General features: G+C 51.5%; 10 protein-coding genes. 2 read left to right on the forward strand and 8 right to left on the reverse strand.

What is annotated here, in order from left to right; translation table 11 throughout:
- Positions 1-555: 555 nt before the first annotated feature.
- Both AC1RPZ_RS16425 and AC1RPZ_RS16430 read left to right on the forward strand, forming a co-directional pair.
- Complete coding sequence (locus AC1RPZ_RS16425; protein ID WP_493138038.1) at positions 556-3,147, forward strand: rhamnan synthesis F family protein; 2,592 nt, start codon at positions 556-558, stop codon at positions 3,145-3,147.
- On the forward strand, positions 3,144-4,076 hold the full coding sequence (locus tag AC1RPZ_RS16430) for an SDR family NAD(P)-dependent oxidoreductase (protein WP_493138039.1): 933 nt from the start codon (positions 3,144-3,146) through the stop codon (positions 4,074-4,076). The genes AC1RPZ_RS16425 and AC1RPZ_RS16430 overlap by 4 nt, the downstream gene beginning before the upstream one ends.
- A gap of 758 nt (positions 4,077-4,834) precedes the next feature.
- Here AC1RPZ_RS16430 and AC1RPZ_RS16435 read toward each other — a convergent pair.
- The 8 genes from AC1RPZ_RS16435 to AC1RPZ_RS16470 all read right to left on the reverse strand — a co-directional run bounded on the left by AC1RPZ_RS16435 (position 4,835) and on the right by AC1RPZ_RS16470 (position 15,193).
- Positions 4,835-6,019 (reverse strand): acyltransferase family protein, encoded by a 1,185-nt coding sequence (locus AC1RPZ_RS16435; protein WP_493138040.1) that lies wholly within the window; start codon positions 6,017-6,019, stop codon positions 4,835-4,837.
- A gap of 471 nt (positions 6,020-6,490) precedes the next feature.
- Positions 6,491-8,407: a hypothetical protein gene (locus AC1RPZ_RS16440; RefSeq protein ID WP_493138041.1), complete on the reverse strand. Its 1,917-nt coding sequence runs from the start codon at positions 8,405-8,407 to the stop codon at positions 6,491-6,493.
- 69 nt (positions 8,408-8,476) lie between these two features.
- Entirely contained in the window at positions 8,477-9,484 is a 1,008-nt protein-coding gene (locus AC1RPZ_RS16445) for a lysylphosphatidylglycerol synthase transmembrane domain-containing protein (RefSeq protein WP_493138138.1), read from the reverse strand.
- Positions 9,445-10,185, reverse strand: coding sequence for an SDR family oxidoreductase (locus tag AC1RPZ_RS16450; protein WP_493138042.1), 741 nt, complete (start codon positions 10,183-10,185; stop codon positions 9,445-9,447). The genes AC1RPZ_RS16445 and AC1RPZ_RS16450 overlap by 40 nt, the downstream gene beginning before the upstream one ends.
- The gene (locus AC1RPZ_RS16455; RefSeq protein ID WP_493138043.1) at positions 10,182-11,495 is read right to left on the reverse strand and encodes an FAD-binding protein; all 1,314 of its coding nucleotides are present in this window, start codon (positions 11,493-11,495) and stop codon (positions 10,182-10,184) included. Before AC1RPZ_RS16455 ends, AC1RPZ_RS16450 begins: the two co-directional genes overlap by 4 nt.
- Positions 11,492-12,922 carry a UbiA family prenyltransferase gene (locus AC1RPZ_RS16460; RefSeq protein WP_493138044.1) on the reverse strand — a complete coding sequence of 477 codons (1,431 nt, stop codon included), beginning with the start codon at positions 12,920-12,922 and terminating at the stop codon, positions 11,492-11,494. Before AC1RPZ_RS16460 ends, AC1RPZ_RS16455 begins: the two co-directional genes overlap by 4 nt.
- A gap of 713 nt (positions 12,923-13,635) precedes the next feature.
- Positions 13,636-14,379, reverse strand: a complete 744-nt coding sequence (locus AC1RPZ_RS16465) for an ABC transporter ATP-binding protein (RefSeq protein ID WP_493138045.1) — start codon at positions 14,377-14,379, stop codon at positions 13,636-13,638.
- A gap of 13 nt (positions 14,380-14,392) precedes the next feature.
- Positions 14,393-15,193, reverse strand: coding sequence for an ABC transporter permease (locus AC1RPZ_RS16470; RefSeq protein ID WP_493138046.1), 801 nt, complete (start codon positions 15,191-15,193; stop codon positions 14,393-14,395).
- Between the last annotated feature and the right edge of the window lie 144 nt (positions 15,194-15,337).

Below are 15,337 nucleotides of genomic sequence, written 5' to 3' on the forward strand. Positions count from 1 at the left end.
CGGCGGCTTGAGGTAGAGACAGAGCGAGATGGGCCAAGTAGTTTTCTGCAAGGGGGGGCTTTGATCGAGCCGCATCATCGCCTAGGGCGGAGGTGGTTCAGGCCTATCCGTTGATGGCTATGTTATGGGGGGCATTTGATGCAGAATAGGTTTGGCTGCAGCGGTCCGGTCATGAGAGAGTCATATCTACGATATGATTCTCTTGCGTCGTTTCGCCGGTGCACTTGGACCGAATTGCCGACGAAACCATGATTCTGAACTTTCGTCGATTGTAGGAAAAGCATAGACTGGCGAGCTGGATTTTGTAGGTCATCGACCGTTATCTGGGCGATGGTAGCCTGATGCGGCGTAAGGTAATGTCGTCGATGCTACCAGCATCCACGCGTAGAGTTCGACCGAGAAAAAGGACGGCAAACGTGATTCCGAAGTGCATCGCACCAAGGATGGAAATACCAATTTCAGTCCTGCCCCAACGAATCTTCCGCGCAGTTCTCGCTGACTCGACAAAGGAAGATGCACGTCTGTGTCCGTACGAATGATTAAGGAACTACTAGTTTGAGCCCGAATACTTTGAACACCTTCGTGCGGCGACTGCGGCATGCTTATTATATCCTGAGGTCGGACGCCATCGAACCTGAGGTCGATAGGATCAACTATGATTGGGACTTCTATTTACAGCAATATCCCGATGTTGCAGCCGCTGGCGTCGATCCTCGCGAGCACTATTTCCAGTATGGTCGCGATGAGGGGCGCATCGCGGTACGTCCATCACTGGATTTCATCGACTCCCCTGAAGACGATGGGATCAACTATGATTGGGACTTCTATTTGCAGCAGTATCCCGATGTTGCGGCCGCCGGCGTCGATCCTCTTAAGCACTACTTCCAGTTCGGTCGCGATGAGGGGCGCATTGCGGTGCTTCCGACGCTCGACTTCATCGGGTCCCCAGAGACAGATTTTGATCCGGCCCGCGAAACGGTCCTAGTGGTGAGTCATGAAGCTTCGCGAACCGGGGCTCCGATCCTCAGTCTCAATCTGGTCCGTGTTCTGAGCAAGCGTTACAACGTAGTCGCGCTGCTCCTTGGGGGCGGTGCTTTAGTCGAGGCGTTTCGCGAGGCGGGCGCCGTCGTAGCTGGACCTTGTGAGCTTCGCCACCATCCGATTGCCACCAAACTGATTCTCAACAAGCTGTTCGCTCGCTGCCGATTCAAGTTTGCACTGGTCAACAGTATCGAATCCCGCTTTGTGCTTTCATCTCTTGCCCGGCATTTCATCCCTAGCATTAGCCTGCTTCACGAGTTCGCATCCTACACTCGGCCACGGGATGCCTTCCGTCAGGCTTTGTTCTGGTCGAGCGCTTCGGTTTTCTCCGCACGGCTGACCCTGCAGAGTGCATTGGACGAATACCCTGATCTGGATGAGGAAATTGCACACATCCTTCCGCAGGGACGTTGCGAACTCCCCTTTGCATCTCTTGATGAGAAGTCCCGGAACGCTGAAACGAAGCGACTGCTGAATGCTTTGCGTCCAGCAAGCGCACCCGCCGACACCTTCCTCGTCATAGGCGCCGGCTCTGTTCAGCTACGCAAGGGTGTCGATCACTTCATCGAGTGCGCGAGTCGGGTTCTGCGTGCAAATCCAGCGCGGAATTTTCGTTTCGTCTGGATTGGTAAAGGCTTTGATCCCGACATCGATGTGGGGTATTCGGTCTACCTTGCGGATCAGATTCAGCGGGCAGGGATCGAGCGGCATATCACCTTCCTGGATGACACATCGGAGCTTGACGTTGTCTACCAGCAGGCCGATGTGCTCCTGATGACATCCCGTTTGGACCCGTTGCCAAATGTCTCTATTGATGCGCTTTGCGAGGGCTTGCCAGTAGTTTGTTTCGAGAGCACGACTGGGATCGCGGATATCCTCGCCGAGGAGCATCTCGCAGATGCCTGCGTGGCCGGCTACCTGGATACAGCCGATATGGCGGACAAGCTGCTGAAGCTATCCAGCGACACTCAACTTTACGAGGACGTGGTTTCTCGCTCGCTGGCAATGGCAGCCAGACGCTTCGACATGGATGCCTACGTGGAGCATCTGGACCAGTTGGCATGCACGTTGGTCGACAGAGCGCGACAAGAGGCAGAGGATGTTGCGGAGATTGCAAACGCAAACGTGCTGCGTCCCGATTTCGTGTGTCCACCTGACCGCCTCGATCAACTTCCGGACGAAGTCCTCCGCGGCTATGTTCGCGGCTGGGCGTGTGGCGTCGATCAACGAAAGCCATTCCCGGGATTCCATCCTGGCATCTACCAGGAGCAGCATGAACTGCTCGGTGTGGATCCACTTGCAGATTTCATACGCAAGGGCCGCCCGCAGGGGCCTTGGCTGGTTCCTGTCATTACCCCGGAAGGAGGGGAGGAGAAATTCACCCCTCGTGTGAAGGTGGCGCTTCATCTGCATGTATTTCACCCGAAACTGCTGAGTGACCTGCTGAGCAGGTTGAAGCACAACACACTTCTACCTGATCTGTTCATCAGTGTGCCGAGTGATGATTTGCGTGAGGAGGCTTCCCTCCAGTTGACAGACTATGCGGGGCGCGTGGTCGAGGTGCTTACTGTGCCGAGCAGTGGGCAAGAAATCGGAGCGACCGTCAGCGCATTGGGGCGGAAAATGTCCCAGGGATACGACATCATTGGGCACTTGCACACCCAGAAGTTCACAGAGCTTGAAGACCATTCGGAAGATGACGCCGGTTACAGCTTCCTTTTGGAAAATCTGCTGGGAGGTAAATCAGGTGCAATGGCGGATCGCATCATTTCCCGAATGCAGGCAGACCCGACAATCGGTATGGTGTTTCCGGATGATCCCAATGCAACGGGCTGGGGTGACAACCGGTCGATCGCGGAAAATTGGGCGCAACGCCTTAATATAGCGTCATTGCCCGAGTACATGGTATTCCCGGTAGGAGCGATGTTCTGGGCACGTTCCGAACGACTGGCCCCATTATGGGATCTTGATCTCCAATGGCATTACGACTCGTCTCAATTTGAAGATAACGTCGCCCTGCATGCGATTGAACGACTCCTTCTGCTGTCCATTGCCAGCCCGAGTTCGCGCTGCGTGGTAACCAATATATTCGGAATGACTCGATGAAAATTGTGATTTTTGGTGGTGGTGGGTTCATTGGAGCGGCAATCGCTGATCGACTGCTGAAAGACGGGCATCACTTACGGATTTTTGAGCGGCCACGAGTCCCTCCCTATCGTGAGTTTTCTGCTGACGAGTCGGTGGAATGGATTACCGGCGATCTGATGAGCGTCCATGAGGTCACCGAAGCTCTGGACGGTGTCGATGTAGTCCTGCACCTGGTTTCTACGACGCTTCCAAAGACCTCTAACGATGATCCTATCTACGATGTCCAGACCAATCTGGTTGCGACCTTGCAGATGCTCAATGCGATGGTCACCAAGAAAGTGGGTAAGGTCGTGTTCATCTCCTCCGGGGGGACGGTTTATGGATCGCCGAAGTATCTGCCGATCAACGAATCCCATCCGACGGAACCACAGGTCTCCTATGGTGTTACGAAACTGGCTATCGAGAAGTACCTGCTGCTCTACCAGCATCTGCACGGTATTAAAGCCAACATTCTGCGAGTGACCAATCCTTACGGCGAGCGCCAGCGGATAGAAACGGCCCAGGGTGCGGTCGGAGTATTCCTCAGTCGAGCATTGCAGGACAAGCCATTAGAAATTTGGGGTGACGGCAGCGTTACTCGCGACTATATCTATGTGGCCGATGTTGCCGAGGCGTTTGCGAAAGCTGTCATGTATGACGGTCAAAAGTCGGTCTTCAACATCAGCTCTGGAGTAGGTACAAGCCTTAACGAGTTGATTGCTGTGTTGGAACGAGTTACTGGAAAACCCATATCGCGCAACTACTCGCCGGGCCGGCCTTTCGACGTACTCACTAGCGTATTGGATAACACGCTTGCCAAACAGGAGCTTGGTTGGCAGCCGTGCACTTCCCTTGAGGAAGGAATAGCCAAGACCAGCGCATGGATGGGCAAGGCACTCGCCAAATAAGTTACGGCGTACCGAGCGTCTTCTGGAAGTTCGTTGCTAGCCGGCACTTTCAGTGCTATCCGCAGTAGCCAGCTATTTTGATCCCTCCTTTATCGAGGTCCAAAAAAGCTGGCCTGGTCGAGAATCGAATCAGTCGTTGCGACGCTACTTTCGGAGTACCGTGACTGCTGTCCACGCGACCGCTCGTTCTGCTGGGTGAAATCAGCATCTCCATCTATCTCACGCACCAGCTATTGATGAGTGTTCTGGGGATAACTCGCAGCCTCCCTGCGTTTGGATCGATGCCATGCCAGTTGTTTACCTACTGGGTGATCGTTCTGACGCTCTCGTTTTGTCTTTGGATATTCATCGAAAAACCTTGCAGGGCAATCATTGTCGCCAAATTCGATCAGCTATGGCCGGACAGTACTGTCTTCGCCAAGATTACCCAGAACGCGGCATAGAGATAATCACTCGCCTCTCTTCGGAGCGCGATTGCTATTCAGCTATTCGGGCGGGTGACAGAAAGCGCCAGAACTGCGATGGTTTTTGAAAGGTGCAAATTAGCGTCTGGTCAGATGTAAGAAAAAGGCACGGGTTTTCGCATCAGCCTTGCTGGCTGGCGCGTGCGGCAAATACCCTGTTTGCCTGCTTCACAAGGCTTGAGCCTGGACGAGTTCTGTCTTTGAGCTAGGCGTTGACAACCCAAAAGCGGCTATAGACCCCCACCTGATGGTGGGGGGGGCATCTCTTGCAATCGGAGCCTGGTGGGCGCCTGGTCATGCCATAACTAGCGTTTTACTCAAGAGTCGTCGCGTTGTTGAGTCAACCTGCTTAACCCACCAGTCATCAAATTTCGATAGAGGTATTGCCAAGGTAATTGAAAAAGCAGCCGTAACAATAAAAACGAGTATTAGATTTGTCTGGATGCTGAGTCCGTGATTTGCGAGCTTCAGGAAGATATAACTTGAGAGTGAGCAAATAACCAGCGTATGGACAAGGTAGAGCGGAAAACTTATCTTTCCAATGCCTCTTAGAAACTTTCCATTCAGACTTTGGAATAGTTTTTTGTTTGTCATGGTCGCAAATATTATACAGGCAGAACCTATTGTATGGAAAAGCGTTTGAGCATGGGCCTTGAAGGGGGCTGGAATAATTGAGAACCATGTATAGGCTTTTTCAGGAATCATGTACCCGAGCAAATACAGCCCCAATATGATTAGCGCTATAGAAGCCAGGAAAGATATTTCAAATTTGTTTTTGGCCAGGTGGGCGGAGAGAAATGCGCCAACCACAAAAGGGAATATAAGGTCGTTATAGAAGAGTGCAGATATGGAAATGATTGTCAGGGCGTAAATCAAATGGCGATATCCGAGTATTGCCGAGATAAAGCAGGCGAGCATATAGACTATCATGCTGCCGAAGAACTCTGCCTTCATAGTCCACAGGTTTGTATTGTAATTGGCTTCCCCCGTGAAGAAAGTGGTCACGCCTTGTATCAAGGCCCTTAGAAAGCTTGGCTCGAAGTCAGGGGTCAATCCATAAGCAAAGGCTGCAAGCCATGGGCTCAAGCTAAGTTCCGAAGCTTCACGAAAGTAGTACAGGTTTAGTTTGAATAGGCAGTAACTTGCGATTGTGGTAATTGTAACTATCGCAGCTAGCCTTGGAAGCCTTTTGAGAAAGGCGAGAAGAAGTTTTTGCGGGCTCTCGTGGTTGAAGTAGGACCAGCACAAAACGAATCCGGAAAGTGTAAAGAAAAAGCCGACAGCTCCTGTGCCATTAAACAATGCAAAAAACGGCTGTCCTATCAGGCTGTCTTGATTTCGTGCCTGCTCCAGTAGTCCTGTTGTATAGGGGGAGAATGCCAAAAAAAAATGGTGAACAAGCACGATAAATGCAGCTATTCCCCTATAGGCTTCAAGAGGGACTAATCTATTACTTGCGTATTCCGTTTTTGCTGACATGTCAGGCCTTGTGTATTGGTTTTTTGAGTCAATCAGGTTTAGCTGAACAGTGCATTTTATCGGATTGGGAGTAGCTCACACCAGCAGCGCGTCCGATAAACCCTGCGAGGTCATCATTCACGCGTATTTTTTGCATTTTTGCATTGACCCACTGGCAGGCTGGCAGGGATCGGATCGGATCGGATCGGATCGGATCGATGCATGGCATGCTCGGCATGGTAAATTCCGGTAGGGGCGATGCAAGGCAGAGAAGCGTCTGCTTGGTTGCTGTCTTCTTTCTTCTATCGCATGCGATACAAGATAAGATGTGTGGAGGCTTCGCAGATTTCGTCAATATCCACTAAATTATCTTGATTGTTTTGAAGGAGTGGTGGGGAGGAGGGGTAAATCAGGAGGGGGCAGTATTGAACTGATCGGGGTCATGGCCTTCAAAATACTCTGCGAAAGCATGGCTTTCGCAGAGTAGAGATGCTACATCTCTATTTTTTTCTGTTCTAGTTTGATCAGAACCCAGTTCGTATCAACCACTTTGTTATTGTCTATAACGACGCGGTAGTTTCCATCTTTCACGATGGGCAGACTGATGGTGGTGGGTTCTCCGGATTTTACAACCCTCCGTTCTGCAATAACGTTATCTTGTTGGTAAACCGTCACTCCGACTACCGCCCCGCCCCGTGCAATAACATTCTCGGGAACGTGAGGAGAGACAGAGGCGGTCAAGGTCAAAGAGGTGACGCCCCACTTTTCGAACTTGCTCGAGTCAAGTTCAAATGACGTAGGCTGGGTTTCGCCTGGGTGAACGAAAATGGTATCTGGCTTTTCATCAATACGCAAAACCCCGTACTTGTCACCGAGTACTGGTTTGGCAATGAGATCGATAAAAGGTGTATCGATAGATGCGCAGCTGTTACTGGCAGAGCACGCTTTGAGCGTGTGGTCTACGTCTGTAACCTGGGAAAGAACATCGTTTCTGATGTGAACGCCAAATGGATAGTTGATGCCAACATTGATTGCTTTGTTAAAGATTTTTACGAGTGTGTAGTTGTCTCCAACTCTCCCGGTGTCAGTAATAATGACCTCGGGGGCGTAAGTTGCGATTAAGTCGTTGCTCTCGTAGTGACGGTTCAGGAAAGAACTGTCATATGACTGTCGGTGAGAAAAGAAAGCAGGGCTTCCCCAGCAAGTCAGCAGTTTGAAGTCTTTTGGTGTGTGTTCGCTTACCCACTTGCCGGCATTCGTTCGGTCTTTTTCGAGGTTCAAGTAGTGCTGAACACCAACCGTCGTCTGCTTGCCGATCGTGTATGACTGGCTGACTATGTAGCCTAAGAATACAATGAGGAACAGTTTTATAATGTAAGTGTATTTGGTGCCAATATTCCAGATGGTTTGGGCGCCCAATGATCCCAGAATGAACAAGCTGTATAGGGACGGCATTGCATACCAGTCGTAACGCTCTAGCGGGAATTTCAGGCTATAAGCTATCAGGTGAGTAACGGTCAGGCCGCCCAGGAAAATAATCAGCGGGGCGGATTTTTTGTCTAGTTTTATTAGTTTTGCCAGTGCGAGGATTACTATCCAGTAATGATTGTTTTCAATCAGCAGATATTTTCCAAACCACTGCCAGGTAATGTAGGACTGTTGATTTTGGAAGAATGTTTTCGTGATAAATGAATTGGGGACAGGGAGGCCAAAGTATATCCATGCAAAACCGTACCAAGTGGCGGCGATAGCGGCAGCCAGTGCTATTGATTTTACAGGGATAGAGCGTGTCGATACGCTCCATGCACAAATCAGAAAAAATGCAGCAGGGATCAAATCAAGCTTTTGTACCGCAAGTAAGCCTGCAGCAACGCCTACGTGAATCCCGCTCTTGCTCTTGAGGAGAGCCCACAAGCCATAAGAAAGCACCGCGATCGTTAGAGGCGATTCAAGTCCGGCAGTCCCGGCAAACCACATGAAAAGGCCATCGGAAGATGTGGATGCTACAAACAATGCGCCGGCGATGTAGCCAAATTGGCGTACTAGCATCCAGCTTGTCAGTGTGAGTGCCAGACACCCAAGTAAAGAACCCCCACCGACTAGAGCTACCAGTGGGGAAGCCCCTAATTTCATCAGTAGTGACAGATACAGTGGATAAAGGGGGGCGGATGATCCCCAGATTGGAGATTCTCCCAGGTTCCACTTCCAGAATTCACCGTGCGTCATGTTCTCCGCATAACGCAAGAAGAACGATCCGTCATCGGCAGTTGCTCCCCCCCAGCCGGACTGCACGCCGTATACGTAAACTAAAAAGGCTACCACTGCAAAAAATATGTGACCTTTAAGTCGGACGATATTTTCTGTGGTGGTTATTCCAGTCTGCTTTGTGTTACTTCCAAGGGTCAGCATTTTTACCTCGTTGTCATGTATGCTGTTTCGACATTGCTGAAGTACGCGTAACTGTTCAAGTCAAAGGTATTACGTTGGAGGAATAATGGTTGGGGTTGATTCGGTTCTTGCAACGCTTAGACATACTGAGCCTATGGCTACCGCAAACCACAGTGTTGCGAGCCTTATTAAGACTGTTGCAGCAACGGCATCTGCGTTATGCATTCCATTCCATATTAATAGCGTGACCATTACAGCTTCGGTTCCGCCAAGGCCTCCAGGCATAAAACTTACCGCGCCTGCTAACATTGCAAGAGCGTATACAAATGTTGCAAATTGCAGGCTGATGTCTGCACCCATCCAGGTGAGTATCCAGTAAAAAGCGACAGCCTCAGCGCCCCAGGAAATTACCGCTAGCAACGTCGTGAGAAGTAATATGTCGATTTTGTGACAGCGTTGAGCTTCTTTAAATATGCCAATCAAATGGTTGATTAGTTGTGCAAGTCTGGTCTGCTTTTGCTGGATGAAATGCTCTGCCCACTCAAGGCTTTTTTGTTGAGACAGTATGACTATCAATATACCAATGCAGATTGCACCGAAAATAATAACGGGTCGCGCATCCGGGTATAGCGTAAGACCTAAAAAAGTTAGCAGTACTATGCCAATAAGATCCGACAGTCGTTCGCTGAAGAATGCCGCGAAACTTTTCCTGTATGGCATTCCCCAAGGTTTAAGCAAAACACCTCTCAATGCCTCTCCGGCCTTTCCAGGTGTTGTAGTTAAAGCGAAACCTGCCAGATAGATTTTCAGACTGGGTTTCCAGGGGATGGCATGCCCGAGTACTTTCAGGTAGATCTGCCATCTCACGAATCTTAATAAGTAATTGAAGGAAGACATCAACAGGGCGATAGCTAACCCCAACAGGCCAACTTCCTTGACTGATTTTGCAACGGCCTCCCAGCCGCCCCACATTGAAAAACCGAGGTAGCCTATCGCGGACACTACGACGGAGAGGATGAGCGCGCGGTACTTCCAGCCAGACAGGTGAGTTTGCACAGTCACAAGCTGAGCCTCTTGAAGATTGCCTGAGGAATGCATCGAATGATAAGCATGATTAACGCCCAAAACCCAGGTGCGTATAGAGTAGTGGCTTTACGTTCAATGCCCTCGACGATACGGCGGGCAACCTGTTCGGGTTTGGCCAGCAGAAGTGGAGGTAATTTCAGGCCTTGAGTCATGGGGGTTTCTACAAAGCCGGGTTTGATAGTGGTAACACTTACCCCTGCTTTGAAGAGCCGGGCGCGTAGACCTTCACAAAAAGTGGAGACGGCTGCTTTGGCGGTGCCGTATAGATAATTGGAGGGACGACCACGGTCTCCGGCCACCGATGAAATGACTGCCAGGCTACCGCAGCGCTGTTCTTCAAGTTGGTTGGCCAACAGAGTCAGCATGGCAATGACTGAAGTTCCGTTAATGGCAAACTCCCGCAAGGCCACATCAACATCCTGCTCACAGGCCTTTTGGTCGGGAAGGGTGCCATGGGCAATCAAGGCAATATCAATTTGTTGCAATTCGCTTAGGCAACTGCGGAGCATTGGCGCATGCGAGGCGAAATCGGTCGCATCCATGGAGTAGAGGGTTACGGCTTTGGCACCATGCGCCCTAAGATCAGCGGCTGTTTGCTCCAGTTTTTCCTGGTCGCGGGCAACCAGGAAGAACGTGCTACCTTGCTCGGCCCAGAGGCGGGCACAGGCTGCGGCGATGGCCGAGGTAGCTCCAATGATCAAAACTCGTTTCATGCAATTACTCGTTTCCAAAAGTGGGACATCAGTGTTGGGTCACGCAGCGCTTCCAGTTTTTCCCAGTCTGGATAGGCTTTGCGGAAGTCATGGCCACTCATGTGCGCATCCTTTGCCGGATACAGGCGGCCGCCCGCTTCGCTCACAATGGCATCCAGGCGCTTGAACAGCGGAAAGAGCGACGCTTTCTGCGGGAAGTCCAGGGCGAGCGAAGTGCCTGGCTGTGGGAAAGATAGCAAGCCTGGTGACGTGATGTCGCCGCAGCGTTTGAGTACGGCAAGGAAGGAGCCCTGGCCGGAGTCCGCGATGGCTCCCAGAAGTTCTCGCATGGCCATTTCAGCTGCGATGTCGGGAATTACGCATTGGTACTGTTGGAAGCCTCGACGCCCATAGATCCGGTTCCAATGCAGGATACTATCCAGTGGATAGAAAAACGGCTCATAGCTGACACGTTTTCGCGTGCGCTGGATCGGATGTAGCCGCCAGTAGGCTTCATTGAAGGCGTGAAGGGACAGATTGTTGATCAGAGAGATCGGTGGGGTAAGCGGTACTTGCCGTTTTGGACGCTCGTGACGATCCAGAGATCCATACTGCGCGTGGTCGCCAACGATGAATACTCCACGCCCGGTCTTGTCGCCTTTGGCCAGGCAATCAATCCACGCGACGCTGTATTCATGTTTATGATCCAGTTCGGCAGAAAGAGCGAAGAACTCGCTCAGGTTGTCGAAGCGCACCAATGTGCTGTCAATCTGGCTGGATCGGATTGGCATCAACTGGATCTCTGCCCAGGCAATCACTCCGGTCAGCCCCAGTCCTCCGATGGTAGCTGCGAACAACTCGGGGGTTGCAGTGGCGGAGCAGGTCAGTATCTCCTGACCATGACGCAGCAGGCCGAAGCGTCGGACATGATTGCCGAAAGTGCCCCGTAGGTGATGGTTCTTTCCGTGAACGTCGTTGGCTATCGCTCCTCCAAGGGTCGCGAACTGTGTTCCCGGGGTGACAGGAAGGAACCAGCCCTGTGGAATGGCAACCGCCAGAATCTCGCCCAGGGTGGTACCTGCCTCCGCCATTACGGTGCCCTGCTGCCAGTCGACCTGGATGAAGCGATCGAGTGAGCGCATGTTCAGCACCTGATCACTTGCCGCCAGGCAGCTGTCTCCGTAACTACGCCCGTTGCCATAGGCAAGGGTGCTGCCGTGAGCTGTAATGATTTGCTCCAGTCGCGCAGGTATTTCGCTACGCCAGCCACAGGTCATGCCTGTCTGAGGCCTGTCGGGGTATCTCCCCCAGGAATAAAGAGGGGAACTCATGCAGCCATCCAGAATACCAGCCCGAACAGGACGCCGACCACTAGACTGACGCGATCGCGGATAGCGAATACCACCGGGTCGTCATGCATTTCGCCCCGGTGTGTGAGCATCCAGACTCTGGTGATCCAGAACAGCAGCAATGGGCAGGCGATCCAGATTACTTGTGGATAGGTATAGAGGTTTGTAGTGGCCTGGTCGTGGATGTACAGCGCCAGAACCATCACCGCCAGATAGCCAGAAGAAGCCCCCAATGAAGAGATCATTTCCAGGTCGGCAGGATAGTATCCACGGCCGCGGGTTTTCTCTGTCTTACCCTTTTTGCGGGCTTCATATAGTTCGGCATAGCGCTTCACCAGAGCCAGGCTGAGGAACATGAACATCGAGAACGCCAGAATCCAGAAGGTCAGCGGTAGGCTAAAGGCAGCCGCACCGGCAATGATGCGCACGGTGTAGAGCAGGGCCAGTGCAATAACGTCGACCGCCATTTGCCGTTTCAAGGATAGCGAATAGGCCAGCGTCAATATGTAGTAGGCCAACAGCACTGCGGAAAATTGCCAGGGCAGTAACAGCATGGCGCCAGCAAACGCCCCTATCAACAAGATCGGGAACACGATCAAGCCGGACTTGATAGACAATCGGCCCGCCGCGAAAGGACGCTTGCACTTGCTTTTATGATGTCGGTCATCCTCCAGATCGAGGAGGTCGTTGAGTACATAGACGCTAGAGGCGCATAACCCGAATAGCAGAAAAGCGAGAATTCCCTGCAAAAGCAGCAGGGGATTAGTCAACTGATGCGCAGCCAGCAGCGGTACGAAGATCAACGCATTCTTCATCCACTGGTGCAGTCGTAGCGCCTTCATCCAGTCCTTGAGCTCGGACTGATTGGAGTTGATGAGATGCTCCACGTTACCCTGTGCCCGTGCGCGTCGCTCTACGCCGGCCTCGGGATTGACCACGTAAGCGTGTCGAGCTGCCGCCCACACTGGAATGTCATCATGGGAGTTACCCGCATAATCGAAGCCATTCTCGCCATAATGTTCAACCAAAAGATCGCGTTTTCGATGCGCTGAAAGGTTGCGCTTGGCATCGGAGGCCAAAACCTGGTCAAACAGTTGGAGGTGCTCGGCAATGCGCTCTGCAAGGGAGCAATGGCTTGCAGTTGCCAGCACTACCTTTCGTCCTTTGCTTCGCTCCGTTTCGATCAGCTCAATGACCTCAAGGTCATAGGGTAGAGAGGTGACATCGATTTGGGTCGCGTTGGCAAATCCCTCTTTTAATGCAGCTTTGCCCTTCAACAGCCAGCAAAAGGGTTTGAGTATCTGCAGTGGCTGCTTGCGAACGAAAGCCATGCCAGTTTCTAGCAGGAGGTCGGAGCGCAGCAGTGTGCCGTCGAGATCGACGACGAGAGGGGGGGGGGTAGTCACCATAACACTTCCCTGAAAAACGGAGGTCAGACTATTTCTGACTAGGATGAAAATTACAACTCGAACGTTTTTTGACTCTCGTAGCCAGAATAACGCACTGTAGTCAGTGTTTAAGTTAACAGTGCTTGAAGCCTCGTCTCGATTTCGAATTGATGTACGCGTTTCGAGAGCTAAAGCTAGTTTTTAGCGCAAGCAATCTTGGGTTTTATTGCCCTGTTTTGATCTAGGATATTTGCCTGAAATTGGCGTGGAAAGCTGCTTCAGGAGCATCGGTCTGCCTAGAATAATTTTTTGCAGGCGGGAAGGTTACGGTGGCTGTGGCGGCGCTGCAAGTACAAGCTTTAATTGTCGCATGGTATTTGTGAGCGTCACGCATGCTGCTGCGGTGATGAGGCCGACACAAGCTGACCCCCCGGCGTTTGTGAGGGCTGCCAAAAACCGAGTGACAGTGCTAGGGGCTTCGGACTGCAAAGGGCTTGCCCGATGCTGCTTGCTCGCCAAAAAAGGGTGTTGATCGGTGGATGGGCGGGGGCTCTGGCGAAGATTGAGTGGAGAGAGGGCTTGCGGTTTGGTGGGCCTGCTCCGCGACTCCCGTGGAGGGGCGTCATCGAGCGTATTTTCAGCTGGCGGGAGGATAAGTGCCCAATGCCGGAGCCTGCAAGGATGTACAGCTGTGCTTGCAGGCTTCTACGACCTATAGACGGGATAAGAAAATATTACTCGCCGAAATAAGCGCGGGTCACTGTTCCAGGATCCGAGTCCATTTTTATCTTGCCGTGTTCCAGCCAAATGACCCGGTTGCAAGTATGCATCACCAGTTCGCGGGAGTGACTGGCGATCACCAGTATATTGGTGGCTTCGACCAATTCGTTCATTCGTGCTTCTGCTTTGTGCTTGAAGCCTTCGTCCCCTACCGATAGCCATTCATCCATGATCAGGATTTGTGGTCTGATGGTAGTCGATACCGCAAAGGCCAGGCGCAGGTGCATACCCGAAGAGTACGTGCGTACAGGCATGTCGATGAAGTCGCCTAGCTCCGAAAACTCAATGATTTCGTCAAGTTTCTCTGTAATGTCACCTTTCGTCATGCCGAGCAGGATGCCGCGCATGAAGATGTTTTCTCTGCCGGTTGCCTCGGGGTCTATTCCCAATGAAATATCGATGAGGGAGGCGACTTCGCCGTCGATTTTAGCGTTACCAGAAGAGGGGGCGTACACACCGCTAAGCAGTCTGAGTAATGTGCTTTTACCGGCACCGTTATGGCCGAGTAGTCCAACCCGGTCTCCGTCATTGAGAGCAAACGTAAGGTTTTCCAGTGCCCTTACGACAACTCGACCTTTGTCGTTGGCACTGATTTTTCCACCGGTCGCGACTTCAATCAGCCGTTTTTTTAGAGAGCGTCCGTTTGCGTTGTAGATAGGGAAATCAACGCATGCGTTATGAAATTCAATAGAAGCCATAATAGTTTTCTTCTTAGAGCCAATAAGCAATGCGACGTTTATAGCTGCCATAGACCATGATCGCTATGCACCAGCCAAGCAGAGCCATACCTCCGGCCAGCCACCAACTAACAGAACTCACATCCTGTCCGAGCAAAGGCGCCCTGACTATTTGCATGAGGTGGTAGATGGGGTTTAGATCCAATAAATAGCTGCTGGATCGTCCTGGAAGTAGGCTTGGGAGCCACATGATTGGTGTCAAGTAAAAAGCAATTTGCAAGATGCTGGTAATAATTTGAGGAAGGTCGCGGTATCGAGCGCATAAAATGCTTAATATTAAGCTGACCCATGCCAAGTTTAGAACAAGCAGCACAAAGCCTGGGATACTTAATAGCGCTTCAAGGCCCAGGGGTTTCTGAACTGCCAATAGCACTAGTGGAAAAATGACGATGTTATGTCCGAGGATCAAAGTGTTGCGCCATAGCGTACGCAGAATATGTACAAATAATGGAATGGGTAGTTGTTTGATAATGCTTTCTGCGGATATGAGGCTAGTGCATCCCTCTGTCAAACATGTAGCAATGAAGCTCCAGAAAATCATGCCGGCTGCAAGAAATGGAAGGAACTCTTTCATAGGGGAGTTGAATATTTGGCCAAATACGAGGCCAATTGTACCAATCATAACGCCCATACTGATTGTTAGCCAAAACGGTCCAACGGCAGAGCGCCTATAGCGTTGACGCACATCCTGCCATCCGAGCATACCTACCAGAGAATAGCGCTTTACCGCCGTCCCTATGTCCGCCAAGGCAGCGTTTATTGAGTTGTTGAGCATTCGAAACACCGGGTTGTCAAAACAGTCGATGATTGTAATCTTGTCGGAGGGGGTGGTGTTACTTTTTCCATCCCGTCAAATTTCCAGTTTTTCACGATCGCGGGAGGTATGCTCCACGTAGAACGCCCTCTGCTGTGAGGAGGG

This window comes from Pseudomonas sp. GW822-FHT02D10 (assembly GCF_058802345.1).